The following is a 26,210-nucleotide window of genomic DNA, read 5'->3' as shown; positions in this document are numbered from 1 at the left end:
CACCCAAACGGTAGAGACCAACCCTACCCGATGCGGCGAGTTATGCGCCTGGCGAAATCGAGACATACTGAGAAGGCAGGCTCAGCGTATTGTGCAGCGCAGCATGGCTGGATAGCTTGGAAGTCGAGCGGGGCGGCCAGTAATTTTCGGGCCCGACCGGGGCATCGACGCTGCACCCGCTCATTCGATCAGGACATCCAGATATGAGAACCGCTCTTTTCGCAGCTGCTACGACCCTCGCCCTTTCCATGCCCGCGCTGGCGGACGACATCGCCGCCAATCAGGGACACGCCGTGTCGCTCGGCGGCGTCAACGGCTCCGTCTACTACACCGAGACAGCCGGCGAATTCGAAGTCGTCGCGACGCTCTCGGCAGAGGACAGCCAGCGTCCTATCCGCACGCGCGCCAACCTGCGGGACGGCCAGTCAATGACCGTCGAAGTGCCTGGCCAGGCCAACAGCGAAGCAGAGTTCGTCACGATCAAGCGCTCGGGCGACACGCTCTCCATCGCCAAGAAGCCCGATCTCCGTGCATCGCTAATCGCCGAATAAGTCGTAGCACTCCCGGCACCCGTAAACGCCCTCGGCGATCCTCCCACGCCGAGGGCTTTGTCTTTTCCTGCTCAGTCTTCCGCCGGATACCAGTAGCGTGCGGCGTCTTCCTCGCGATCGATCAGGACGAAATTATTCGCGAAGACCCGGTAGGGGTGGCTCCACTCGCCGTCCGGCCATTGCACGCGGATCTGAGCGCGCTCGGCGACGCCGAGCCCGAGATGCACGAAACCGCTGGTTCCGGATGCATGACCACCGCCGATATCGATGGTCCGCATCAGCGTCCGCGCGCCGATGCGCACTGCGAGCTTCGCGCCGATCGCATCCCGGTTGCCGCCGGACTGTTTCAGCGCGACATGGAGGAAATTACCGAGCGGCCTTGTTCCGTGTTCGGCGATGCCGCCTCGATTGCGGAAGAGGCTCGCCTGGCCGCTACGATTGACCACCAGGAGATCGAGCGCGCCGTCGAGGTTGAAGTCGGCGACCAGCGCGCCGCGCCCCTTGGTCGGAAGGGCGAGTCCGGCGGCATCGCCCCGTTCGGTGTAGGCGCCCTCGAAATCGCCCATCAGCAGATTGTCCGGGTCGTAGCGCGCGAAGTCGGGCATCGCCTCGACATTGCCCTTGGCGATGAAGAGATCGAAATTCGTATCGTTGTTGAAGTCGGCGAATTCCGCATGCCAACCGGTGGACGGCTTGCCTTCGTCGCCCTCGTAGGGCCTGTGCGCCGTCGCGCCGCGATCATAGGCCTCGTCGCGATAGGTCGGCACGTCCTCGATCTCGCGGTCCAGCACCTGCAGCTTGGTGTCGCCCATGGAGGTGAGCGCATATTCCGGCCAGCCGTCGCCATCAAGATCGGCCGCTGCGATCCCCATGCCCCATATCGACAGATGCTGCCAGCCATCGGCCTTGCGATAGGGCCGCGCAGGTCGGCCTGGCTCAACACGCCAAAGCTGTTCCTCGCCGCCGCGATAATATTGCCGGTCGTTGGTGATGCGCAGTGCCGGCTCACCGGTGCGGTTCCAGTCGGTGAACAGCATCGACAGTGCGCAATAGCCCGGTGCGAGGCGCTGTGGCTCGGAATAGTCCGGCTCGTCCCGGTCCGCCCCCGGCCGCATCAGCACGTTGTCGGAGCAGGTTCCCCAGGGCGAGCCCGGGGCCGCGCGATCGACGTAATTACCGAAAGCAAGCGTTGGAAAACGGCTGCCGGCTTCGAAGGTCGCGGAAAAAGCGGTTGTCCAGTCGCGGCCCGGATCGACGCCGAAGGCACGGGTCGCGTCCTCGAACCGGCATTCGCCCCTGCCCTTCAGCACTAGATTCGCGCCGACGCGCAGAAGGACAAGATCCTGAAGCCCGTCTTGGTCGATATCGAGCGGATAGGCGCCCGTCACCTTCTCCAGATCGCCGGAGGCAATCCCGAAATCGCCGACGGGCTCGAAGGCCAGACGCCCGCCGGTCGGCGAGACGTTGCGGTAAAGCTGCGCCGGATTGCGGCCGCCGGCAAGGAAGACGTCCTGCTTGCGATCGCCGTCGCAATCGAACGCCGCTCCGCCGCCGCCGACGAAGAACTCCCACGGCCCGTCATAGACGTGCACGATGCCGGCCGCCCGAGCTTCTTCCTCAAAGAGCGGCGTATCGCCGGCAAAAGACACGGGATCGGCGGACGCGGTGCCGACGAGGCAGGCACAGACGAGAACGGCGACAGCGACCTTGCGAACGCCGGCATACCTCACGGCTCGATCCTCAGGGTCTTCAGCCAGGCGATGAGGGCGGAGCGTTCGGCTTCCGGGCTATCGCGATAGGCCTTCGCGCTCTCGGACGCTTCGCCGCCATGGGCGGAGATCGTCTCGTGAAGCGTCGTCATGTCGCCGCGATGGCCGTAGGGCGCGGTATCGGCGAGCCCCCACAGCTCCGACGTCATGAAGACGTCGCGCTCGACGAAGCGCTGGCCGAGCGTCTCGTTGCCGAACGCGGGATTGGCCTGATCGGCGATCCGATGACGCTTGAGATCGCCGAAGAGCGGCACGAGCACGCGGCCCTTCTCGTCGCGCGGCAGCGTCTTCGCCCAGTCGAGAAGCGCAAGATCGTAGATGGCAGGCCTGTCGACATCGCCCGTGCGCAACGTGCCGGCCGTGTCGACGGGGCCTGGATCGACAAAGGCCAGACTGTCGAGCGGCAGGGCCGGCTTGTGGCAGCTTTCGCAACCGAGATCGGCGAAGATCTTCCGTCCCTTTTCGGCCGCGGCCCGCCACGCAGCGTCGTCGGGCACCGCCTGCCGTGGCGCCGGCAAGCTCGCCTGGAACGCGACCATCGCCGAGACCTCCCCGGCGCCGAATTCCTCGTCGACACCGTCGCCGTCGAAATCGGCGGTTCCCGTCCAGCGCGCACCCCAGCGTTCCGACGGCTGCATGCCGTGATGATCGTTCAGCGCATTCACCGTGAACTGTCGCAGCGATGTCATCACGCCCTTCTGGCTGAAGGGGCGAAGCACCAGATCGCTATCGATCCCCTCGAGCTTTGCGAAATCGACCGAGCCGTCCGGCAACGCGGTGATCGCCCCGAAGGAGACCCCCTTGGCGGCAAGATCGGCGGTCACCGGCTTCCCCATGGCCCGGGCTCTTTTCAGCGCCATGCCGCGCTGGGCCTGAAGCTCCGCCGTTATCTCGCGCGCGAGAAGCTCGATCAGCCCCGCACCGAAAAGATGATTGGTGCCGCGCTCGTTCGAGAATTGGGGGTCCGTGGTGTCGAAATCAGCGCTCTCGAACCCTTCCGAAACGAAGACGTTAGAAACGAACCCGCCGGCGCCGCCGGTGGCCGGCTCATTGTGGCAGGACGCGCAGGCATTGGCATCCGGGCCGGCGAGCCGCTGGAAGGCGTGTTGAACGGGGCGCCGGTGCCGCGTCGGAATGATCGCCTGCGTCGCATGCGGGCGGCCCGCGCCGTCGAGCGTGGTGAAGCGGGCTTCGAAGAGTTCGCGGCCCGATGCGATCAGAGCTTCGAGGTCGCGCTTGATCAGATGACCGCGAAGCGTCGCATGATCGATCCGTTGCTGGATCGCACGCTCCGCCCATGGCGGTGGGGTGTTTCCTTCCGCCTCGGCGAAACGCGCAGGCGCAGCAGCAAGGCAGCCCGCCAGCAACGCAAGCGTGAGCTTCGAAGAAAGACAGGAAAATCGTTTCGGCTTCATTCTGCAGCCTCTGCCCCTGGCAGCTCTCCATTGGCGAAGCTTCTGTCTAGCTCGCTGAGCGCCCTGTTCGTGGCAGCTTCGAATATTAGAGCGTCCGCGTCTGGAACCACGGTGAAAGAGACGTCAGCGCCCTCCCCGGCGATTGCGCTCTCACGGATACCGCAGCGGATTGCCGGCTCCAGAAGATCGAGCGCGTGCGACCCGGAGCCAGTGAAGACGATCGGCAGCGGATCGATCAGCGTAAAGACGCGTCCGAGCCCGTAGCCGATCGCAAGGCCCGCGGCGTTGAAGGCGGCCGCCGCCCGTTCGTCGCCGCCACGCGCCTGATCCGCGATCTTGTGCATCAGGCCTTCCTCGATGCGGCGTCCGATAATCTCATCGGGTGGCGCCCCGCCGACGGCGCGCAGGATCGCGTAGTCGGAGGCATAAGCTTCGATGCAACCGCGATTGCCGCATCGGCAGAGTGCGCCATTCGGGATGTGGTTGATATGACCGAATTCGGTGGAGGCACGGCGTTCGCCGAGAAAGCCCTCGCCCAGGGTCGCGAGCCCCATGCCGACACCGAACCCGATGAAGACGGTCGCAACTCCCTGTCGCATCAGGTCACCGTCCCAGCGGAAGCCCTCCGGCATGAGCGAGCAATCGTTGTGGACGCTGACCGGAACCCCCATACGCGCCTCGAGCGCCGTCGCGACACCGAGATTGCGGGCCTTGAGTGCCGGCGACCAGAAAATGCTCCGCCGCCCTGCATCGACTTTGCCCTGAACCGCGAAAACGAGCCTGCTAACGGGGAGAGCCCGGCCGGTCCCTGCCAACTTCGCAGCCTCGTTAAGGAGGTCTGCGACGTGCCGGACAACATCCTCTGTCGACCAGTTGGCCACCGTCCCCTCGAAACGGGCTTCGCCGAGAACCTCGCCGGCATAATCCGAGAGGCGCACCGCCAGTTCGCCAACGGCGAGCCGAGCGGCCGCCACACACGCTGCTTCGCCGACGAGTTCGAGCTGCCGCTCGGGACGACCGCGACGCGTGGCTCGTTCGTCTTCTGGCTCTCGAACCTCGCCGATCAGGCCGTCACGGATGAGCAAGCTCGCGATCGACGAGGCCGAGGATAGAGAAAGCCCGGTTGCGACTGCAGCCGCGCGCCGCGTCGATCGCCGGTTGATCCGAAAATGTTCTATTACGATCCGCCGATTGTGGGCGCGCACGCTCTCGGCGTCGGTTTTCGACAGCATCGCCGCGTTCTTTCCTCCCGTCGCAGCCGGCGGCTTTTCCATCCGCTCGACCTTCGTTTCCCGGCCATGTTGACAGAGTTATGTTTTGGTGTCACCATTTTTTACGAGGCTTGGAAAAAGTCTTGGCCGGTGCGGAGGAGACGCGACTGGCGAGGAGTTAGGCGCGATGCCGCGCCAGGGAGGAAATCGATGAGAGTCTTGAAGTTCGCGCTTGCAGGCGCGGCAATGTCGTTCGGTATGGTGACGGCCGCGGTCGCGCAGGACGGCCCAACGGTCGGCGTTTCCTGGTCGAATTTCCAGGAAGAACGCTGGAAGACCGATGAGGCAGCGATACAGGAAGCCCTCGAAGCGGCAGGCGCCAGCTATATCTCGGCCGACGCCCAGTCCTCGGCCGCCAAGCAGCTGACCGACGTCGAGTCACTAATCAGCCAGGGCGCCGATGCCTTGATCATTCTCGCCCAGGACTCGGCTGCCATCGGTCCCGCTGTGCAGACCGCGGTCAACAACGGAATTCCGGTCGTCGGCTACGATCGACTGATCGAAGACCCGAACGCGTTCTACCTGACCTTCGACAATAAAGAAGTCGGCCGCATCCAGGCGCGCGAAGTCCAGAAGGTCCAGCCCGAGGGCAACTACGCCTTCATCAAGGGCTCCTCAGCCGATCCGAATGCCGACTTCTTGTTCTCCGGGCAAATGGAAGTGCTGCAAGAGGCCATCGACTCCGGCAAGATCACGAATGTCGGCGAGGCCTATACGGATGCATGGCTGCCCTCGAATGCGCAGCAGAACATGGAGCAGATCCTGACCGCCAACAACAACGAGGTCGACGCGGTCGTCGCCTCGAACGACGGCACAGCGGGTGGCGCGGTGGCCGCGCTCGAAGCCCAGGGACTTGCCGGTTCAGTGCCGGTCTCCGGCCAGGACGGCGACCATGCGGCGCTCAACCGCATCGCACAGGGAACGCAGACCGTCTCCGTCTGGAAGGACTCCCGTCAGCTTGGCAAGCGTGCCGCCGAAATTGCGCTCGAGCTCGCCGAAGGTACGGCGATGGGAGAGGTCGAGGGCACAGAAGCTTGGGAGAGCCCGAATGGCATGGAGCTTCAGGCGATCTTCCTAGAACCGCAGGCGATTACGAAGGATAACCTGGACGTCGTCATCGATGCGGGCTGGGTCTCGAAGGAAACCGTCTGCCAGGGCGTCGAGCCGGGCTCGGTTCCGGCCTGCGAATAAGCGCATGACCCGGCGCGGCCGCCTATTTCGGGCGGCCGCCCGACCATTGGTGCCCTTCGCATGCAGCCCCCTGAAGGAGCACGAGACGCGTGCTCGCGGTCGTCTGCGCGAAGGCGAAGCTTTCGAATTCGAGGACGGCTCGCGCCAACGAGCGTTCGAGCACGTATGACGCCGATCCGGCGCAATCGAATGACATCGCTGGGAGGCGACCATGAGTGAGGCGGTATCGCAAACGCCTTCGAAACCGAAGACGGCGTCAAGCACTGGCGGTTTCAAGCATTTCCTGAAGGCGACCGAAATCGACACCCGTATGCTCGGGATGATCGGCGCTCTCTTCGTCATCTGGATCGGCTTTCACATCCTGTCAGGAGGGACCTTTCTGACGGCCCGAAACCTCTGGAACCTGTCCGTCCAGACGGCCTCGGTCGGCGTGATGGCCACCGGCATGGTGCTTGTGATCGTGACCCGAAACATCGACCTCTCGGTCGGCTCGATCCTCGGCGTCACGGGGATGATCATGGCGATCGCACAGACCACCTGGCTGACGCCGATGCTGGGTTTCGACAGCCAACTCGTTTGGATCCTGACGCTGGCCGTCGGCCTCGCGGCTGGCCTGACAATCGGCGCTTTGCAAGGCTTCGTCATAGCCTACATGGGGGTTCCGGCTTTCATCGTGACGCTTGGCGGCCTTCTCATCTGGCGCGGTGCGGCATGGTGGGTCGCCTCGGGCCGGACGATCCCGATTACCGACAACAATTTCAAGATCATCGGTGGGGGATCAGACGGTTCGATCGGGTCCACTTGGAGCTGGTTGATCGCCCTCGTCGCGATCGCCTTCCTCGCGCTCGCAGCCGTCAACGCCCGACGCCAAAGACACCGCTTCCACTTTCCCGTGAAGCCGATCTGGGCCGAGGTCCTCACTTTCGGCCTCGGTGCCTTGGCCGTCGTCGTCGCGACCCTCGTCGTCAATTCCTACTACCTGCCGGGGCCGCTTGCCCGGCGCTACGCCGAAGCCAGCGGCATAGAGGTGCCAGAGGCCGGGCTCGCCATCTCGTTCGGTTACGCCGTGCCGGTGCTCCTCTTCATCGGAGTCGGCATCGTGATGACCTTCATCGCACGCCGTACACGGTTCGGCCGTTACGTCTTTGCCATCGGCGGCAACCCGGAAGCTGCGGAACTCGCGGGCATCAACACAAAGCGCGTGACCATGATGGTGTTCGCGCTCATGGGCATGCTGGCGGCAGTAGGCGCGGCGATATCCACCGCCCGCCTCACATCTGCGACCAATGCTCAGGGCACGCTCGATGAGCTCTACACCATCGCTGCAGCCGTCATCGGCGGGACGTCCCTTGCGGGTGGCGCCGGCACCATTGCTGGCGCGATGCTCGGCGCCCTCGTCATGCAGAGCCTTCAGTCGGGCATGGTCCTCCTCGGGATGGACACGCCTCTTCAGAATATCGTCGTCGGCGCCGTCCTCGTCGTCGCCGTCTGGCTCGACACGATCTACCGCAGGAGGGCCGCATGAGCACCACGATGGACGCCATCAGCGACCACGGATCCTCGCATCACATCGATGATGTGGACCGCTCGGGCCCACCGCTCGTCGAGATGGAGGACATCTCGATCTCCTTCGGCGGCATTCATGCGGTCGACGGCGCCTCGATCGATCTCTATTCGGGCGAGGTCGTTGCACTACTCGGCCACAATGGGGCGGGCAAGTCGACGCTAATCAAGATTCTGTCCGGTGCCTACAAGCGCGACTCGGGCGAGATCAGGGTTCGCGGCGAAGCAGCGTCAATCTCCAACCCGCGCGACGCAAAGACCTACGGCATCGAGACGATCTATCAGACGCTGGCTTTGGCCGACAATGTCGACGCCGCCGCGAACCTCTTCCTCGGCCGCGAGATCATGACCTCACTCGGCACCCTCGACGACGCCGCAATGGAAGCCGAGGCGCGCAAGGTGATGGGTCGTCTCAATCCCAACTTCCGCCGCTTCAAGGAGCCGGTGAAGGCGCTTTCGGGCGGTCAGCGTCAGTCGGTGGCGATCGCGCGAGCGATCCTCTTCGACGCCAAGATCCTGATCATGGATGAGCCTACAGCTGCACTCGGGCCTCAGGAAACGGCGCAGGTCGCCGACCTCATCAAGGAACTGAAGAAGGAGCAGATCGGCATTTTCCTGATCAGCCACGACATCCACGACGTCTTCGATTTGTCCGATCGGGTGGTTGTGATGAAGAACGGCCAAGTTGTCGGTAGCGCCAAGACGACAGATGTTACGAAGGACGAGGTCCTCGGGATGATCATCCTTGGCAAGTGTCCACCGGGTGCGCAGCCGGGACCGGGCGCGATGAAAGATTGAACATCGTCAGAGCTTAAAGCTCATCTGAAAGAGTCCGGTCGGCTCAAAGCGGCGGTAACGCTTCACGATGTCTGCGACCTGATCCCACAATATGTCAGCCCGGCCGCTGCCGGCGAGTATGATCGACTCCTTCTCAACTTCCAATGAAGGACGACCAGAATGCCACGTCGCGGGCTGACCAGTGCCGCGTCGGTTCGCAATGAACGCGCTCAAAAATCTTCGTCACAGATGGCCTTGCGCTAAGAATGAGGCGCGTACGGAAATTGCCTTCGACACCGAAGGATCGCGAGTCGCTTGCCCTCTACTCGGTTAGATCGTCTTCGAGGAAATGAGAGCGATCGCCATGGAGAGAAAACGAGCGAAGAAGCGGCGGAAACGATGACCGATCGGGTCGAGCCGTTGCCGAGCTGAATCGACTGCGTGAACATCCGGCTGGGCAAGGATATTTCAGATCACCCGTCTGAACCTTTCAGAGGCCATGCTGCCTGATCAAGTTCAGAGCCTCATGGCCGCGGTACGAATTCAACGTGGCAAACTTCTGTGTTCGCTTCCGGACGAACAATCAGTTCGCAAACCAGATCGACGCAGGAACCCTGCCGCCTGCCTGCCGTTTTGGAGTGCGGCTTGAGACGTTCGCCGGGTACGAGGACAACCGACGACATTCGCGTGAACTTTGAGGAGTCCGCTGTGGCAGCACGCGCCGTCTGGAAAGGCCAGATACGCCTTTCGCTCGTTTCCATTCCCGTCGAAATTTATTCCGCGACGAAGTCCGGCGCCTCGGTCAGCTTCCGGCAGATCCATCGCGAGAGCGGCAAACGCATCCACTACGACAAGGTCGTCGAAGGTATCGGCCCAATCGACAAGGACGAGATCGTCAAAGGCTACGAAATCGGCGAAGGCGAGTACGTATTGCTCACCGACGAAGAGATCGACGACGTCAAGCTCGAAACCAAGAAGACGCTCGAGCTCGTTCAGTTCGTCGAGACCACGTCGATTCCGCCCCTCTACTTCGACAAGCCCTATTATGTCGTGCCGCAGGACGATCTTGCCGAGGATGCCTTCCGTGTCGTGCGCGATGCGCTGCGCAAGGCCCACAAAACCGGACTTGGACAGCTGACGATGCGCGGCAAGGAATATCTCGTCGCTCTACGTCCCTGCGGCAGGGGGTTGCTGATGGAAACGCTGCGTTACGAGGACGAGGTGCGCCAGACCGATGCGATTTTCGACGACATCTCCGAGGAAGAAAGCGGCGACGAGCTTCTCGAAGTCGCCGAAGCGCTTATCGAGAAGAAGACCGCCCCGTTCGATGCAAGCGCCTTCAAGAACCACTACGTCGCGGCGCTGAAGGAGCTGATCGCCAAAAAACGCAAGAGCGGCGGCAAGGCGAAGGTGACGATCGATGAGGACGAGGACCACCGCCCGAAGACGAGCGGAGACAACGTCGTCGACCTGATGTCGACCCTGAAGAAGAGCCTGGAGAAGGACGGCGGCGGCAAGGCGAAGTCCGGCGCAAAATCCTCCTCGAAGTCGAGTTCTTCGAAGGGCGGTACGAGAAAAACATCTGGCTCGAAGCAGAAGAAATCGGCCTGAGGCGGGGATGGCGAAAGGCTCCACCCGAACCAAAAGGAAGACGGCCAGGAACGCGGGCGATCTCCTAACGGCCTATCGCGAGAAGCGCGATTTCTCGAAGACCCACGAGCCCTCCGGCGAGGACGCTCAGCGCGACGAAAGCCGTACCCGCCTCTCCTTCTGCGTCCAGAAGCATGACGCGACCCGGCTGCATTACGATTTCCGCATCGAATGGGACGGGGTCCTCAAGAGCTGGGCCGTCACGAAGGGTCCGAGCCTCGATCCCGCCGACAAGCGGCTCGCCGTGAGGACCGAAGACCATCCCCTCGCCTATGGCGATTTCGAAGGCGTCATACCGAAAAAAGAGTATGGCGGCGGCACGGTTATGCTTTGGGACCGCGGATCCTGGGAGGCGCGCGAGGATCCGGATCAAGGCTTCGAGAAGGGAAGCCTCAAGCTGCGTCTTGCCGGCGAGAAGATGAAGGGCGACTGGGCGCTCGTTCGTATGAAGCCGCGCAAAGGCGAGAAGCGCGAGAACTGGCTGCTGATCAAGGAGAAGGACGAGGAGGTCGACCGCCGCCGCAACCTTCTGAAGCTGGACAGGAGCGTCAAGACGGGTCGGGCGATGGAGGAAATCGCGGCCGCCGACGAAACGCTAGAGGACGCGCGGCCCAGCGAGACGGCGAAGATTCGCAATGCTGCCAAAGCGGAGAGCCAGGAGGCGACCGACGCCATGCGGGAACATTTTTCGCAGAGCGAAGACCGCAAAGCGAAAGGCGCCCGAAGCGCCGGCGCAGACAAGCGGGGCAGCGTGCTGCCAGCCTTCGTCAAACCGCAGCTGGCGACCCTGGTCGAGGCGGCACCCGAGGGCGAAGATTGGCTGTCGGAGATGAAATACGACGGCTACCGCGTTCTCATAGCGGTGGGCGGCGGCAAAGCGAGGCTCTTCACGCGCAACGAGAAGGACTGGACCGTGACATTCACCGGTATCGCAAAAGCCGCCCTCGCCCTCGATTGCGAGAGCGCGCTGATTGACGGCGAGGTCGTCGCCTTCGACGATGCCGGCCGCACGGACTTCTCGGCGCTGCAAGCCGCCCTCTCCGACGGCGCGCCCCTCTCCTGCTTCTGCTTCGATATCCTGGAGCTCGACGGCAAGGACTTGCGGGAAAGGCCGCTGATCGAGCGCAAGACCATCCTGCGCGACCTCGTGCCGGACGTGAAGGACGCAACGCTACTCTACAGCGAGCATGTGGAGGGGAACGGCCTAGCGGTCTTTGATCATCTCTGCGGCAAGGGCTATGAAGGCATCGTCGCCAAGCGCGCCGACGCGCCCTATCGCTCGGGGCGTTCGAAGTCATGGCTGAAGGTGAAATGCACTCGGCGACAGGAATTCGTCATCGGCGGCTTCTCGCCGTCCGAGAAGGCGGGCCGGCCTTTCTCCTCCATCCTTGTCGGCGTCCAGGACGGCGAGCGCTTCGTCTATCGCGGAAGGGTCGGCTCAGGATTTACCGGCGATACGCTGCACGATCTTGCCGGAACCTTCAAAAGTCTCTCGCGCAAGACGTCGCCGTTCGCCGACCTGCCGAGGTCGGTCGCCCGCGGCGCCCGGTTCGTCACGCCGAAGCTCGTCGCCGAGATCGAATTCGCCGAACTGACCGCCGACGGCCAGATTCGGCACGGCGTCTTCAAGGGACTGCGTGAGGACAAGGAGCCCGAGGAGGTGACCGGAGAGGGAACGGCATCCGGTGGCAGGCCGACGTCCGGCGCGGTCTCGCGAGGCGCTGGAAGGCGAAAAGCGATGACGGAGAAGAACGAGACAGAAGAGGGCCGGACGCGCGACACGGCACAGGTCGCCGGCATCCGCATCACCCATCCGGACCGTGTCGTCTTCACCGAGCATGGCCTCACCAAGGGCGAACTCGCTGCCTATTACGAGAAGGTGGCGGACCGAATGCTCGCCCATACTGGCGACCGCCCGCTCTCCCTGGTGCGCTGCCCTGAAGGGCCGACGAAGCACTGCTTCTTCCAGAAGCATGCTTCTAAAGGCTTTCCGGATGCCGTCGGCTCAGTCTCGCTGAGGGAGAAGGACGGCAGCAAGGCCGACTATCTGACCGTGTCGGATGGGGCCGGTCTCGTCGGAGCGGTGCAGATGAATACCCTCGAATTTCATATCTGGGGTTCCCGTAACGATCGTCTGGAAAAACCGGATCGCCTCGTCTTCGACCTCGATCCGGACGAAGGGTTAGGCTTTGCCGAGGTGAAGCGCGCCGCCTACGATCTGCGAGACGCTCTGGACGAGATTGGCCTCGTCACCTTCGCTCTGGTGACGGGCGGCAAGGGCATTCATGTCGTCGCGCCGCTGGAACGCCGACAGACATGGGACGAATTGAAGGCCTTCGCCAGCAGCTTTTCAAACCGGTTCTCGCGAAAACAACCAAAACGCTTCACCGCCAACATGTCGAAAGCCAAGCGCAAGGGCCGCATCTTCATCGACTGGCTGCGAAATGAACGCGGCTCGACTGCGATCGCCCCCTATTCCACGCGCTCGCGCAAGGGCGCGCCAGTCGCAATGCCGGTCTCGTGGGAGGAACTGGAGACACTATCGGCTGCCAACACATTCGATCCGGCGACCGCACTGAGGCGGCTGAACCAGGCCGATCCCTGGGCCGAGTATGGCAATCAGCGGCAATCGATCACGAAGGCAATGCTGGAGAAGCTGTAACGCAACAAGCGTCGTAGTCTCCAACACAGATCGAATCCAACCGCTGAAAAAAACACTCCCCTCGGGAAACTCCCGTCTTTACCCGCAATTGTCGCATTGTCAGTTCGTTCGACCCTGTCAGGATGGTCGGCCGCTTCGGAGAGCCGCAGGCGTCAGGTCATCGCGAAAACGCGCGCCGGGCCTCCTGAACCTCCCCGATGCTTCGGCGCGCCGACGATCAGGGTTGCACCCGACGCGGGTACAGCATCGAGATTGGCGATACATTCGAGACCCCAACGCCCTTCCGGCAACCATCCGTAATGGGTCGCGAAGTCGGGCGACATCCCGTAGTCGAGCGACAGCGTGTCGACCGCAATGCCTGCGGCACCGGTCTCCAAGAGCATTTGCGCCGCCTCGACGTGGAAGCCCGGGAAATGCATCACCCCCTCGCTATCCGCGTTCCGGTACTTCGTATTGTCAAGAAGGGCGGCCCAGCCGGAATTCATGGCGACGCAGGCACCGTCCGGTATCTCGCCGTTCTTGGCAACCCACGCCTCAAGGTCGTCCGGCGTCAGTTGGGCGTCCGGATTGGAAGCGGCTTTCTCGCGGATGTCCACGACACAGAGAGGACCGACCAGCTTCTCGACCGGGATCTCGGCGACCGACTGGCCGTCTTCTGAGAAGTGAAGTGGCGCGTCCACATGGGTGCCCGTATGCTCGTTCACCCGCAGTTCGAATAGATTAAACTTGTGCTCCGCGTAGTTGAATTTCTGATCGCGGAAGAACTGCTGATCGCCAAAGAAAGTGGGGAATTGCTCATGGAGTTCGTGGGTCAGGTCCATGACCCCGCCCGTTTTTGCCTGCGCAGCAGCAGGTCTCGGCCTTGTGATCGAGGATGCGACAATTGCACCTGCTGCAGCTGTCACGCTTCCCTTGAGGAGGTTGCGTCGAGACAGCATCCGCGACTTCACGCTTTCGATGACACAAGCGTTGCACATGAACAAATTCTCCTCGTGGCCGGACATGGAATTGCACGACGCAAGACCCCGATTGTCAAGCGTCCGGCGATCCGTCACGAGCCTGAAAAGCAGAAGATGAACGGCACGGGCTGGCGTTGTCGATCACAGCCGGTGAAGACGATGTGTTACTCGAGGGGGAGCGCCAATCGGAACTCGCCTCGAAGCGCTGCGCCACGGACTCCCCCGATCATTTCCAGCGTAGCCGCGCCAGAGATGCCATGCAGTTGAACGTACGTTTGCTCAGGCGAAGGGCGGACGGCAGGCGCGATCTTAGGCGAGGCCTCGGTGGGAAGCGACGCTTCCCACCGATGGTTTGCCACAAAGCGCGGATCCCAATCATTGAAATCGGTTATCTTAGGGTGAGCTTTTCGAGGCGTCATCCCTCATGAGAGGTTTAGCTAAAGTTTCAGAAGAAACGATCGCCGGATCAGCAGACCGCGATTGCGCTAATGGAGGTCCTTTCAGGATCGATTTATTTGACAGTAAGCTAACCAGGCTTCGCCTGGCATCAACCTCACTCCGAAATACTGCCGTCCACCACTGCTAAGTCATCAAGCCGCATTTGCTTTCTTGGGTGGCTCTATGGTCTCCATGTAGTGAGCAAGGTTGTTGAAGACATTGCCTCGTATATCCGAACGCCACAGCGCGAAGGCCATGTTCGCTTCGACGAAGCCCTCTTTGGAACCGCAGTCGAATGTTCTGCCCTCGAACGGGAACGCATGAAATGGCAGACGGCGAACCAATCTTCTCATCGCATCCGTCAGCTGAACTTCGCCGCCGGCTCCCTTCTCCTGCTCTACCAGGACATCGAAGATATCGGGCTGCAGGATATACCGGCCGGATATCGAGAAATTCGATGGAGCCTTGGCTGGCTCCGGCTTCTCGACCATGTCGGTGATTTCGAACCCTTCTCCGACATTTCGGCCCTTGGCCACGATGCCATACTTTTGTGTTTCGAGAGGTGCGCAGCGTTCCACAGAGATCACATTGCCGCCCGTCTTCCGATAGAGATCGATCATGGATGAAAGGCAACCTTTCGTTGACTGCATGATCATATCAGGGAGAAGGACGGCGAAGGGCTCGTCGCCGACCAATTCACGAGCGCACCATACTGCATGACCGAGGCCAAGCGGTGACTGCTGTCGTGTGAAGCTCGTCGTCCCAGGTTTGGGCTGTAATTGCTCCAAAAGCGTAAGCTGTTCGACTTTCCCGCGCTCGGCAAGCGTATTTGCAAGCTCGACCTGAACATCGAAATAGTCTTCGATAACACCCTTGTTCCGCCCAGTGACGAATATGAGATGCTCTATCCCCGCTTCGATCGCCTCGTCGACCACATATTGAATGACCGGGCGATCGACGACAGTCAGCATTTCCTTTGGTATGGATTTTGTCGCCGGAAGGAAACGGGTTCCGAGACCGGCCACCGGGAAGACAGCCTTACGTACCGGTTGCATAACGTTCTCCGTTAAGCTTAAAGTTTGTTTGATGGGTCGTTGAGCGCATGCGCCCTAGCAGCGCCATCGCTCGGTGCACTTGTTCTGATTTTCGGGCCACATCCCGTACTTGGAGTTCCGTATGGCTCCGATGCCGAAACGGGTTCCTTTTGTCGAACGAACGCGATCTTGTGCTTTGAATACCCGTTCGGCCTCATCCCATCGTTTGAGCTTGTAGTTGGTCCAACCTCGAAGAACTTCGGCGCCGTAAGATTTGCCGTTACGAGCCTCGCGCCGATCGAGCGTCTGGAGGGCTGCTTGATACTGTCCCGCTTCGAACTGCCGGTTCGCTTGACGCATCAGACTATCGCCTCCCGAACGCTTGGCTACCCGCTTCTTGGACCGTGTTGACTTCGCCGTTTGATGCCTCGGCTTCGTCGTTGCGCGGCTGACCACGCGTGCTGGAGGACGATACTCTTCAAATTCTGAGAGAGCGGCATAACGTTCGCCGTAGTCAGCCTTGATGCCCTTCAAGGCGCCACTGTCCTTGGTGCGGCTCGCGACGACGGCTAGGCCGACGACCGCTTCCTCGCTTTCTTCCCATTCGACGGATTTGGCGAACCAGTCCCCGGCCTCCTCTGCTTCTCCTTGGTCTAGGAGGTACCAGCCGAGGGTCTGTGCGCCGAGAGCTGACCTCATGTCGTCAATGGCTGTTTCGACACGACTGATTTCCGAGCGAGTGAGAGCCTCGTCATCTTCAAGAGCATTAATTCGCTCGGCGACAAGCTCGATGTAGATCTTGCCCAAATCCGAAGACCGTTCCATGCTCTCAAAAGCGATTTCTTCGGCCTCTGCCAGCTTTTCGAGATTGCGGAGCGAAAGGACGTAACCCTTCAAAGCCTCGTCGTCGTCGTCTTCCGCAGCGAGTGCCAGATCGAACCATTCTCGAGCGGCTTCGTATTCCCCCGTATTGTAGGAGAACCAACCCAGGAGGTTCGCGTCTTTGGGTGTTTTGGCTTCTCGAACATGATTTTCGAACTCGGATAGACCGTCGCGAGCAACGCGCATGCGCCCGATCGTCGACGTCATCGATTTCGCGATCTCTGCGCGAAGCTCCGCGAAGCGAAACCCCGATACATCGCTGCCCGCCACGTCAACATCGAAAGAGTCTACGAGCGCATCGATCCCTTTTTGCGGCAGAAGCAAAGCGGCCTTTTGCAATGTCGCGATTTGCTCTTCCTTGCTGGAGCAACTCCGTAGGATGTATGCATATAGATCGAATGCCCCGGCATGATCTTCTGTGCGGGCGAATGCTTCTCCAATACGCCAAAGAACATCCATCTCGCCGCAAACGAGTAGGCTGGGCCGATCTCTCGCCAATTTAAGAGCTCGCGACCAGTCCTTTTGCTCTGTCGCAGACTTTATCTCGTTGCGCGCCTCTCCATCATCCAGCTTCGTCTGGAGGTCGGCGGAAGGTTGGTAGTTGGCGTCGGCTTTCTTCCAATCATCGAGCTTCTGGCGTGCCTCTTTGAACTTTCCTTCCGCAAAGAGATCCCAGGCTGGCTGCTCGTCGACGTTGCTTCGAGGCGTGAAGAGATCGGTCGGCGGTGTCCAGGAAGGGTTCAATGCTTTCAAGCGCCGTATCTCGGCGCCGACGCGTTCAAGGTTCCGCTGGTCGGCGTAGTACCGAAGAGCACGTTCGTCGATGCCATCAGAGGGCTCACTGAGACTGCCCCGCACACCGTTGATGGCAAAGGGCTTTGCGGCGCTTGTAGGTGAACTACTGGAGTCTTCTTCAGGCATATTGAACGGGTTCGTGACAGCCCCTTCCTTCGATACCGAGCCGGCGTCCATGCTCGGCTCTATCTGAAACGGATTGTCTTTTACGGCGATGTCGTATGCCGGGTCGTTCTTCTGTGGTGACAAGCCCGGATAGTACTTTGTCAGGACGTCGAGGCTATCACTTGCGGCATCCAGCCTGTTTTCTCCCGAATTACGCGACTGCGTCTCGGGGCCACTCAGGTCATTCACTCCGCTTGTGACGGGATTTGAGCCACTTTGTGCAGTGCTCACAGGACTGGCGATCGCAAGGCTCGTCGAAAGAAGCGCGGCGGTGGTTAGGGCATGGGCGCGGGTCAGAAGCATCGGGGGTACCTCTCTGAGATGGCGAGCAGTGATAGGAGATGGAGAGTGCTGCTGTAGTAGGTAGAACCGTCGAACAGAGCCCGCTCACGACCTGCTGCAATCGAGTTCAAACTGCATTGGACCAGTTCGCGAATTGCCTGATAGCCAGCGCCAGAGATTGGTTCGACAGGAGCGTCTCTTGCAACGTCGATGACCGCAAGCCCAGTTTCCGTCTTGCCTTCCCAGGCTTTGTCGATGCGCTTCAGAATTTCCGGAGCTTCAATCTCGCTCCAGGCCAGATAGAGCGGGATGCGAAGTGCATTGTAGCCAAAAAATGGATCGAACTGCGCAGCCGGCTTTACTGTACCACTTCCGAGCCCGCTCCATTCGGTTGGAAGATGGGGTGAGGAAGCGGTCGCCTCTTTGAGAAGCTCGAGCCCCTTAGCTTCCAGATTCAGAGCGCCGAAGTCCGGCATGTGCTGCCCTATTTCCGCGAGTGCGGGAAACACCCAGTAGGATAAATTCACCACGGGTCCGTCTGGCTGGCTATCCGCATCGAAGCCTTCTACTCCGGGCAGAATGATCTTGCCCTGCCGGTCGTCGATGATTGCCAATCGAACGATATCAGCAATGATCGCCTCAGCTTCGCGCTCGTGATCCGGCACGCCCCACCGCTCGAAAGCCCGCAGTAACGCCCAAGCGATGAGGATGTCGCCGTCGGTCGCGTTGTTTCGATCGGTGACATGAGGCGTCGCGGAAGGGTCCCACTTCCAAGCGGACAGGTTGTCGTCGCGAATCTGAAGTTCACGCTCTGTCCAGTCCCATAGCTTATCGAAGCTTGCACGGTCGCCAACCATTGCGGCAATGAGCATGCCGTAGCCCTGCCCTTCGCTGTGACTGATCGAGCCGTTCTCGCGATCGATGATACGACCGTCGGCGGACATGAAGACGCTGCGGTAGAACTGCCATGCACCGAGTGCCAGATCTCCCGACGCTGCTTCGATGTTTGGCGATTCTGTATTTTCCGTATGTGGCTCCACAGCACGGGAGTTGATCGTGCCGGACATCAGAAAGGCTGCCGCGCAAAAGAAGAGCAAATACTTCTTCATGCCTTTGCTCCGAGATTTTTCAGCAAGAAGCGGGTAGACACGCCGAGTGCGAGCGCAAGGACCAGAAGGATTGCTAAGTATTCGTAGAGATGCCGCGATAGCCATCCTGCGAAAACGAGCCGCAGATTCTCGTAAGAGCGCGGCTGCGTCTCATAAAGCCGTTCCATATCTGTCGAGTACAGGTCGAGACGACCGCTCTTGGAGATCGAACCCGCTGCGCCCGCCACGCGAGACCAATTGTTTGGCTTCGTCACTTCCTGGATGCCACTTGTCAGTAGATCGACATTCTCGGCGGCGAAAACCGTCCACGGATAGGGACGTCCAGTCGGTGTCGCCGCCTGCGCAACTACGAGTGCTTCATCGGCCGGCCGCGACAGATTGCGTACAGCTACAAATCCTTCTGGTTCGATGATCCTGGAAAGTCCTGGAAGGCTTGCGAACCCGCCAAGGACACGCTGAACCTTTTCGTTGAACAATCTTCCCGCCTCGCCGAGACGCGCGGCGAGGTCGATCGGCTCAGAGAAACTTGCCGCAAAGGACGCGTTGCGAAAATCGAAAGTCGCAATCGAGGCGAGCCCTACTTCGGCATTTTTGGATTCTGCGCCGGATATCGAGCTGTCGTCTGTGACCAAGCCGACATGAGAGAGAAGCTGAGAGGGAAGACCATCGAGCGTTCCTACTGCGATGAGAGCACCCTCTTGCTCCTCCGGAAGATCGGCAATGAGGTCAGCCTGGAATACCACGCCAGCTGTGATCGCCATGTTCGTCAGGATCGAACCGACGGCTTCGAGCTCTGCAACAGTCCGCTCACCCGTGAGAACATCAACTCTTGGCTGGTCCCCATCATCAGTGACGCTCATCATAGTTGCATCTGAGAGCATCGCTAGCTCAGGCAGATGCCCGATGCGCGCGACCGCGGGCAAATCTATCTTTGACGACGGCCGCAACACGAAACGAGTTGCCTGATCACCGAGTGTAGCAGGCTCACAGGCTTCATCATCATTGCGGGGCAGAAACGCTTCGAAAGCTATAACATTCAAACCGGGCTTCAGCATTCCGAGGTTGATGTCCAGGTGCTGTTCATCGAGTTCGCCAGCAGAGGTCGAACTCAAGGACAGCGACGTCACCTGTTTGCCGTTCGCCCGAACCACGAGTTCGGCATCGCTCGATAGGCCTGCAGCATATGCCGCGTTTATTGTGAGTCTGGCCGCAGCGTAATCGGCAGCATAAAAATCAGGTGGGAGAACGACCTGGAAGCCAGACTGGTAGTGCCGACCAGAAAATTCTGCAGTATCGAGTCCGAGATCAGCAAGTTTCGTCGACCGATCTGTCAGCGCAGAACGTCTAGCGCTCCCCCGGAGGGCTTCCAGCCCCTCGTCCGAACCGATGGGGACCATTTCGAGCGCGGCTGTGGTCAAGGTATCCAGAGCGCTGGAGATCTTTCCGCCAGAGCCGGCGCCTACGATCACATCTGATCCGGTAGCAGAAGAGTATAGCGAGATACCAGGCGCGAGTATGTTTACTTGAGCATTTGCAGGCATCGGCGTCTCGCCGATGACGATGTTGAGCCCCGAATTACTGTCGCGTTCGTGTAAGATCCGGATCGAAGGGTTCTCGAATTGGGCGAGGATCGCAACGGCTTGAGCCGCTTGCATGCCCTCTTCAAGAAGGTCGTTCGAAGCGTTGTGAGGCAATACAAGATTGATCGGCGTCAGTTGCTGCCCAGTCCGCGCGAGCGCAGGAAAGTCACTCAACTGCTCCACATTCACAGAGCGCGAACCAAAATCGATGCCGCTTCGACCTGAGTCGATCTGGGTCCAGAGCTCGTAAGTTGCAGGAATGGAGCAATCGACACGATGACGATGGTTCGCGACAAGCTCGATGGCATTGAAGCCCGGCTGCAGCAGTCCGGCTGGAAGATCGACGACGATACGCGAGTCGGTTCCGGTCCCCAGCTTAGTGGAAGCGACCGGTTGATCGTTCACGTTGATATTCATGCTCGACAGTTCCGGCATGACCGAAACGGCAGTCTCGAGCTCTAGTACGAGACGTGCCGGAAGTGCCGTTTCCGCAGCCGTCACGTAGTACGCGATGTTTCGAGATGCACGTTCTCCGGAGAGGAACAGGTCCTCTTTACCAGCGGGGAAGAGGCGCAACGTCTCCGAAGTCCGACGCTCAACGGAAGCCTCGGTCGTTCCGTCGAATGCCTCGGCGGTCGAGATGAACGGATTTGCCCCCTCTGACTGAGCGGATGCGGTACAGGGCGCCATCGTCAACGCTACGGCGGCGGAGGCAAAGAAGAGTGTGTTCAGTTTCTTGATCATGACGACCTCTTCACAGTTCGGAAGAACGAGACGACGCGATGGCCGGGATCGCTTGCGCGCTGGCCTGCGAGGCCTGCCTTTCGCTGCGGTCCCGATCGAAGACGAGGTGATGCAATGCGTTGAGCGGATAGCTGAGGCTCCATTGAGCGAAGCCGAGCGAACCTTTAACAATACCGCGCAAGCGCCGTCGCTTGGCGCGGATCTCCCGTATGGGCTGCAGATCAGCGAGCATGAGATCAGCGATTAGGCGATAGTCTGAAACGCTGGCTCGATAATCGAGGCCGACGCCCAATCCGTCTCTCCCGCTCGCGAGACTGCGGATTTCCACTGGCATGGACCCAATCTTATGATCTGTGTCCAACGCGTAGACATGCAGTTCCGCACCGCGATCCCCGAGCGTTTCCGGTGCCCGGTCCAGGATGGTGACGTGAGCTCCGACAAGGGACGCATCATCGATCGCGACAGGGGCGATCTCTGCTCCGTTCGAGAACACAAGCTCTCCACGACGCATGCTGGACAAGCGTGGTGAACGGCGGCGTTCTCTTCTCTCGGTTACAACCCCGAGTGCAGCACCCGCAACGCAGAGATTGAGCAAGTTCCAAGCACCGACAACCAGGAGCATTCCGCTGATTTCGGGTTCTGTCTGGTAGCGATAGAGACAGATACCTGCGGCGACGAGCAGCGTACCGAAGATTGCAAAATACGGCCAAGCGAGCTGCGAGAGTTGATCGCGATCAAGAGTCTCGCCTTTAGCCGTGACGTTGAAAGTCGGTCGACGAGGATTGATCAGCACTGAGACGATCGCCCGAAGCAGGTAGACCGATTGAACGTATTCGTAGAGATCGGAGACCCAGGGCCAGCGAACACGCCCGTACAAATAGTTTCTGAGGAGCTCACCCGCGACAAGATAAGTAAGCGAATATGCGACGAACTCATCCACAGATGCTACGAAGATCTTCATGTCGAACAAGATGAAGAGCAGCGGTGCGACGAGGAAAACTGTTCTGATGAACGGAAAGAACCAGAACATCATGCTCGACAGATAGCACAGCCGTTGTGCGAGAGTCAGGCCAGACCGAAACATCGGGTTCTTCAGAAGCATGATTTGGATCATGCCTCGACACCACCGCGACCGTTGCCCGATGAAGCTCGCCACAGTCTCCGGCTGAAGACCGACGACCATTGGTCGATCGACATAAAGGCTGTTCCAACCATTCGCGTGGAGTTCGAGAGCTGTCTCGCAGTCTTCAGTGATCGAGACGCCCGAGAAACCCTCGACCTCTAGAAGCGCTTGACGTCGCAAGACAGCAGCGGATCCGCAGAAAAACGCTGCGTTCCATTTGTCCAGGCCCTTTTGTATCTGCCCGTAGAACATTTCGTTTTCGGACGGCATACGCTCGAACGTATTGAGGTTCTTCTCCAACGGATCCGGATTGGCGAAGAAGTGTGGGGTTTGCACAAGGAAGAGCTTCGGATCCGTCTTGAAGTGACCAACGGTTTCGCGAAGGAATTCCCGTGCCGGCGCATGATCGGCGTCGAGAACAACGACGAGTTCGCCCTGTGAGTGGGCCAGCCCATTGTTCAGGTTACCGGCTTTTGCGTGGATGTTGGCGGGCCGCGTGAGGTAAATCACGCCCAGTTTGCGGCAAACCTCCTGCAATTCGCTTTGTCGCCGCTTCGCGGCTGTCGAGATCCGGGGATCGCTCGAGAGGCGCTTTTCGTCAGTCCCGCCGTCGTCGAGGAGATAAACCTTCAACTTCTCATGAGGGTAATCCATCGCCTTCGCTGCCGAGAGCGTCAGACTCAGAATGTCGCTCGCCTCGTTGAACGACGGGACAAAGACGTCCACGGTCGGCAGAGACTCGTCGTCGAATTGGGGAGCTCTGCGCCGCTCGAGGGGGTCGGACACGACAAACAGCGAGATGGCCAGCATGAAGAGACAGTACATCTCTGCGCCGTAGAGGCAGATCGCAGTTATAAAACTCGCGAGCTCATCTGCCGGTGGCAGTGTTTCGGTCGTACGCCAGTAAGCATACCGGAGGACGACGATCGATACGGCCGCCATGAAGACATACCGCCAGGCGCCATCGAGCTTTAGAATATAAATTAACCCAGCGATGCCCAGAGCGGTCAGGGCAATCAACCATTGCGCATCAACGCTGATGGGTTGCTGGACCATAATGAGGAAGGCGGCTGCAGAGATAAACCAAAACGCTGCATAAAATAAAACGCGCATGGCGGCTCCTTTCGAAAAGGCGTGCATTCGGTAAGGCGGTGGAGATAAATTTCGTCCGCCATGAATCCCGAACTCTTCAGTAGAAGCAAGAGCCGATTACTTAAAAATAACCTATCGTTAATGGTTATATTCAGTACAAATGCCTGTATGATAATCATTTTCAATTTGAATAAAATTATTACTGTAATGAATTGTGTTTTGCAGACGCTCCATTTATTTTTATTCGTTTTCACGAAAGAGAATTGGTTGCAGATTGTTTTTGGATTTTTGGATCCGGACCGAATGGATATTGTTGAGGTTTGCCCGCTGGTAAGGCCTTCTCCCGCACCTCGGGCCTCCGTCCCTTCGACCACGCCATCACTGGTTCTCCGGCGAAGTCCAGACATCGTCCGAGAACGAGGATCTGGACGTCCCTGCGACATTCTCCATTCAGCCCACGAGGCGGCAGGGCAAAGGCGGTGCATCCGCGCAGCTCGATGTTGAGGCGAGACCACGATAATCTGAAGTTCGACCTTCGAGTCGCCATGGATGACGTGCGAACGGGAAAGCCTTCGTCGCTTTGGGCCAATGCAACTTCTGGCAGTGCTCCTCGTCGAGAGGCCTATGCTCGACGGAAACGAGTGCTCGCCGTCAAGACACCTCTTCGGAAAGCATGACAGCCAAGGGTCGCGTCTTGTCGGTGTTGTTGACTAGGGGCGGGAAGAATTTCGCTGTTTGCTACGAGACGGCATAGCGGAAGGCTAATTCTGTCTATTCCGCAGGCGATGGAAATCCATAGAATGCCTTAACGACGCGCCAGCGAATTCTTACAACCAACCCGATACCATGTCAGACGCTGAAAGTTGCGCTTCGCCGCGAACCGCGCAAGAAGCTCACATTGCGTGGAATGAATGGTAGCGGGAGAGGGACTTGAACCCCCGACACGCGGATTATGATTCCGCTGCTCTAACCAACTGAGCTACCCCGCCAAACCAGGGGCCGCGGGCGTGTCCGGACGCCGCCTGCGCATCGGTGCTATAAGCTTGGACGTGTTTGCCTGTCAACGGTCTGAGCGGCTCTCGACATGTGCTTCGAGCGACGCTCCGGCCCCGCATCAATCGCGCCATTGCAACGAATAAGAACCGAAAGCCTTGCTGTGACCCCGGCGTGCCTCGCTGCAAGTCAGACCTACGGCGCATAAGCTTCGAACTCGACAGTTTTGCCAAACTTCCCGAACGATCCTCACCGGCTGTTGCTCAGGACAAATTCAGCCAAAATCAGTTTTCTTCGCGCCAGAAACTAGGAAGCTGATAGCCGTAGAGCGGTGTCGTCTCCGGATGTTTGATGAAGCTCCAACGGGCGAGCCTCTGCTCCGGCAGATGGAACAGCGGGATGACGTAATGACCGGAGACGAGAACCCGGTCATAGGCTCTGACTGCGGTGACGAAATCCTCGCGTGAGCGTGCCGAGACCATGGCCTTGATGAGCGCGTCGATCGCCGGATCGGCCGTTCCTGCGAAGTTGTAGAAACCTTCGATGTCTCGGGAATCGGAGCCCCAGCGGTTTACCTGTTCGGCGCCGGGTGAGAGCGAGGCGCTGTAGGTGGTGATGATCAGATCGAAGTCGTAGGCGTTTTTGCGCGCCTGATACTGCGAATCGTCGACCGTGCGGATGGACACCTCGATGCCGAGGCGCGACAGGGTGCGTTGAAAAGCGAGGGCCATGCGCTCCTGTTCAGGCGACTGCGTTAGAATCTCAAAAGACAGCGGCCTGCCACCCTCTCCCACCAAGGTGCGGCCCTGAAAATCGTAGCCGGCCTCCTTCAGAAGCCGAAGCGCTTCCCGCAGGACCGTGCGGTCCGCGCCCGATCCGTCCGAGACCGTCGGCTCGTAGCTACCGTCCATTACGTCGGACGAGACCGCGTCCGGATAGGGCTCGAGCAGCGCTTTTTCGGCTTCGCTCGCCGGGATACCGGCGGACGACAGTTCTGAATTCTGGAAGAAGGACGCGGTGCGTTGGTAGGCGCCGTAGTAAAGGTTCTCGTTAGCCCATTCGAAATCGAACAGCATCGCGAGCGCCCGCCGCACGTTGCGATCTGCAAACTTGTCGCGGCGGGTGTTGAAAACGAAGCCGAGCATGTTGGATGGAGCGCCGGTCTCGAAGGTCTCCTTAACGACGCGGCCGTCGGCAACGGCCGGAAAATCGTAGGCGGTGCGCCAATGAGCCGGATCGCCCTCTAAGTAGACGAAGCTGTTGCCCTTCTTGAAAGCCTCGAATTGCGCGTTGGAGTCTCGGTAGTAGTCGATGACGATGGTCTCGTAGTTGTCGTAGCCCTGCTTGATGGGCAGATCTGCGCCCCAATAGTCCGGATTCTTCCTATAGGTGATCTGCTGGCCGGGACGCACGTCGTCGATGACATAGGGACCCGATCCGATGACGGGCTTGAGCGTCGTGCGCTCGAAGGTCTCGCGGTCAAAGGCATGCTCCGGCAACACGGGCAGGCCGGAGATCAAAAGCGGCGTCTCGCGATCTGCAGTCTCGTCGAAGGTGAAGCGGATGCCGTGGTCGCCGACCTTCTCGATCGTCGTCGCCGGGCGCAGCCAGTTTGCATAGAAGGGCCGACCGTGCTCGCGTAGCATATCGATGGTGAATAGGACGTCTTCGGGGCGAACTGGCTTGCCATCGGAGAATTTGGCGTCCGGATTAAGCCGAAACTCGACGAAGCTGCGCTCCGGATCCGTCTCCACCGTTTCGGCAAGAAGCCCGTACATGGTGAAAGGCTCGTCGGGAGAGCGCTGCATGAGAGGCTCGAAGACGAGATTTCCGAACTGCCGGTCGAACCAGATACCGCGGGCCGTCGTGAGCGCGCCGCGCACGATCACCGGATTGAGGTTGTCGAAGCTGCCGTAGACCCCGTAGCGCATCGTTCCGCCCTGGCGTGCGTCCGGATTGACGAAGGGTAGATGCTGAAAATCGGCCGGAAGCGCCGGCTCGCCCTGCATCGCGATCGCGTGGGAAGGCTCGGCCCAGGCGGCAATTGGCGTAATGCTGGAAGTGATGAGCGCGATAGCAGCGATGGTGCCAACGGCAAAGGGCATGCGCATTCAGTCAGTCTCCGTCAACTGGCGGGCGATGCGTCAGAATGAGCCTCAGATCTG

The 26,210-nt window shown here is 60.0% G+C and carries 16 protein-coding genes and 1 tRNA gene; 6 read left to right on the top strand and 11 right to left on the bottom strand.

Translation table 11 applies throughout. From position 1 onward, the window contains the following. Positions 1–203 precede the first annotated feature (203 nt). A complete protein-coding gene (locus tag FP2506_RS03780; RefSeq protein ID WP_007066066.1) occupies positions 204–551 on the top strand; it encodes a hypothetical protein in 348 nt (115 codons plus the stop codon). 71 nt (positions 552–622) lie between these two features. Here the strand turns inward: FP2506_RS03780 and FP2506_RS03775 are convergent, their stop codons facing one another. The 3 genes from FP2506_RS03775 to FP2506_RS03765 are packed head-to-tail and all read right to left on the bottom strand — an operon-like array spanning position 623 to position 5,009. Beyond that, positions 623–2,281, bottom strand: coding sequence for a CRTAC1 family protein (locus tag FP2506_RS03775; protein WP_007066065.1), 1,659 nt, complete (start codon positions 2,279–2,281; stop codon positions 623–625). Further along, complete coding sequence (locus FP2506_RS03770) at positions 2,278–3,735, bottom strand: di-heme oxidoredictase family protein (RefSeq protein WP_007066064.1); 1,458 nt, start codon at positions 3,733–3,735, stop codon at positions 2,278–2,280. Before FP2506_RS03770 ends, FP2506_RS03775 begins: the two co-directional genes overlap by 4 nt. Continuing rightward, positions 3,732–5,009, bottom strand: a complete 1,278-nt coding sequence (locus FP2506_RS03765; protein WP_007066063.1) for an ROK family protein — start codon at positions 5,007–5,009, stop codon at positions 3,732–3,734. Before FP2506_RS03765 ends, FP2506_RS03770 begins: the two co-directional genes overlap by 4 nt. A gap of 147 nt (positions 5,010–5,156) precedes the next feature. On the opposite strand from FP2506_RS03765, the gene xylF reads away from it, so the two are divergent. The 5 genes from xylF to ligD all read left to right on the top strand — a co-directional run bounded on the left by xylF (position 5,157) and on the right by ligD (position 12,849). After that, positions 5,157–6,197: a D-xylose ABC transporter substrate-binding protein gene (gene xylF, locus FP2506_RS03760; protein ID WP_040488888.1), complete on the top strand. Its 1,041-nt coding sequence runs from the start codon at positions 5,157–5,159 to the stop codon at positions 6,195–6,197. Between the two features lie 211 nt (positions 6,198–6,408). Beyond that, positions 6,409–7,722, top strand: coding sequence for a sugar ABC transporter permease (locus tag FP2506_RS03755; RefSeq protein WP_007066060.1), 1,314 nt, complete (start codon positions 6,409–6,411; stop codon positions 7,720–7,722). A gap of 83 nt (positions 7,723–7,805) precedes the next feature. Next, positions 7,806–8,558, top strand: coding sequence for an ATP-binding cassette domain-containing protein (locus tag FP2506_RS03750; RefSeq protein ID WP_040489373.1), 753 nt, complete (start codon positions 7,806–7,808; stop codon positions 8,556–8,558). A 687-nt stretch (positions 8,559–9,245) separates the two neighbouring features. Continuing rightward, entirely contained in the window at positions 9,246–10,148 is a 903-nt protein-coding gene (gene ku, locus FP2506_RS03740; protein WP_040489372.1) for a non-homologous end joining protein Ku, read from the top strand. 7 nt (positions 10,149–10,155) lie between these two features. Next, entirely contained in the window at positions 10,156–12,849 is a 2,694-nt protein-coding gene (gene ligD, locus FP2506_RS03735; protein ID WP_007066056.1) for a DNA ligase D, read from the top strand. A gap of 152 nt (positions 12,850–13,001) precedes the next feature. Here ligD and FP2506_RS03730 read toward each other — a convergent pair whose 3' ends face one another. From FP2506_RS03730 to FP2506_RS03690, 8 genes are all read right to left on the bottom strand, one after another. Beyond that, positions 13,002–13,826: a cyclase family protein gene (locus FP2506_RS03730; protein WP_040489370.1), complete on the bottom strand. Its 825-nt coding sequence runs from the start codon at positions 13,824–13,826 to the stop codon at positions 13,002–13,004. A gap of 572 nt (positions 13,827–14,398) precedes the next feature. Beyond that, complete coding sequence (gene galU, locus FP2506_RS03720) at positions 14,399–15,301, bottom strand: UTP--glucose-1-phosphate uridylyltransferase GalU (protein WP_007066053.1); 903 nt, start codon at positions 15,299–15,301, stop codon at positions 14,399–14,401. A gap of 54 nt (positions 15,302–15,355) precedes the next feature. After that, positions 15,356–17,425: a tetratricopeptide repeat protein gene (locus FP2506_RS03715; RefSeq protein ID WP_007066052.1), complete on the bottom strand. Its 2,070-nt coding sequence runs from the start codon at positions 17,423–17,425 to the stop codon at positions 15,356–15,358. Then, positions 17,416–18,471 (bottom strand): family 8 glycosyl hydrolase, encoded by a 1,056-nt coding sequence (locus FP2506_RS03710; RefSeq protein ID WP_148227460.1) that lies wholly within the window; start codon positions 18,469–18,471, stop codon positions 17,416–17,418. The genes FP2506_RS03715 and FP2506_RS03710 overlap by 10 nt, the downstream gene beginning before the upstream one ends. A gap of 38 nt (positions 18,472–18,509) precedes the next feature. Then, positions 18,510–20,783: a cellulose biosynthesis cyclic di-GMP-binding regulatory protein BcsB gene (locus FP2506_RS03705; protein ID WP_244404247.1), complete on the bottom strand. Its 2,274-nt coding sequence runs from the start codon at positions 20,781–20,783 to the stop codon at positions 18,510–18,512. Between the two features lie 64 nt (positions 20,784–20,847). Then, positions 20,848–23,073 carry a UDP-forming cellulose synthase catalytic subunit gene (gene bcsA / locus FP2506_RS03700; RefSeq protein ID WP_007066049.1) on the bottom strand — a complete coding sequence of 742 codons (2,226 nt, stop codon included), beginning with the start codon at positions 23,071–23,073 and terminating at the stop codon, positions 20,848–20,850. Positions 23,074–23,964: 891 nt separating this feature from the next. Further along, positions 23,965–24,041: transfer RNA gene (locus FP2506_RS03695), tRNA-Met, on the bottom strand. 288 nt (positions 24,042–24,329) lie between these two features. After that, positions 24,330–26,156, bottom strand: a complete 1,827-nt coding sequence (locus tag FP2506_RS03690; RefSeq protein WP_007066048.1) for an extracellular solute-binding protein — start codon at positions 26,154–26,156, stop codon at positions 24,330–24,332. Between the last annotated feature and the right edge of the window lie 54 nt (positions 26,157–26,210).

Origin of the sequence: Fulvimarina pelagi HTCC2506 (assembly GCF_000153705.1) — a bacterium.
Classification (GTDB): domain Bacteria; phylum Pseudomonadota; class Alphaproteobacteria; order Rhizobiales; family Rhizobiaceae; genus Fulvimarina; species Fulvimarina pelagi.
This window is presented reverse-complemented; position numbering and strand designations above follow the sequence as displayed.

Bases quoted from the DNA above. Each gene is read 5' to 3' on its own strand.
- FP2506_RS03780 (WP_007066066.1), top strand. From the start codon at position 204: ATGAGAACCGCTCTTTTCGCAGCTGCTACGACCCTCGCCCTTTCCATG.
- FP2506_RS03770 (WP_007066064.1), bottom strand. From the start codon at position 3,735: ATGAAGCCGAAACGATTTTCCTGTCTTTCTTCGAAGCTCACGCTTGCG.
- FP2506_RS03765 (WP_007066063.1), bottom strand. From the start codon at position 5,009: ATGGAAAAGCCGCCGGCTGCGACGGGAGGAAAGAACGCGGCGATGCTG.
- xylF (WP_040488888.1), top strand. From the start codon at position 5,157: ATGAGAGTCTTGAAGTTCGCGCTTGCAGGCGCGGCAATGTCGTTCGGT.
- FP2506_RS03755 (WP_007066060.1), top strand. From the start codon at position 6,409: ATGAGTGAGGCGGTATCGCAAACGCCTTCGAAACCGAAGACGGCGTCA.
- FP2506_RS03750 (WP_040489373.1), top strand. From the start codon at position 7,806: ATGGAGGACATCTCGATCTCCTTCGGCGGCATTCATGCGGTCGACGGC.
- ligD (WP_007066056.1), top strand. From the start codon at position 10,156: ATGGCGAAAGGCTCCACCCGAACCAAAAGGAAGACGGCCAGGAACGCG.
- FP2506_RS03730 (WP_040489370.1), bottom strand. From the start codon at position 13,826: ATGTGCAACGCTTGTGTCATCGAAAGCGTGAAGTCGCGGATGCTGTCT.
- galU (WP_007066053.1), bottom strand. From the start codon at position 15,301: ATGCAACCGGTACGTAAGGCTGTCTTCCCGGTGGCCGGTCTCGGAACC.
- FP2506_RS03715 (WP_007066052.1), bottom strand. From the start codon at position 17,425: ATGCTTCTGACCCGCGCCCATGCCCTAACCACCGCCGCGCTTCTTTCG.
- FP2506_RS03710 (WP_148227460.1), bottom strand. From the start codon at position 18,471: ATGTCCGGCACGATCAACTCCCGTGCTGTGGAGCCACATACGGAAAAT.
- FP2506_RS03705 (WP_244404247.1), bottom strand. From the start codon at position 20,783: ATGGCGCCCTGTACCGCATCCGCTCAGTCAGAGGGGGCAAATCCGTTC.
- bcsA (WP_007066049.1), bottom strand. From the start codon at position 23,073: ATGCGCGTTTTATTTTATGCAGCGTTTTGGTTTATCTCTGCAGCCGCC.
- FP2506_RS03690 (WP_007066048.1), bottom strand. From the start codon at position 26,156: ATGCGCATGCCCTTTGCCGTTGGCACCATCGCTGCTATCGCGCTCATC.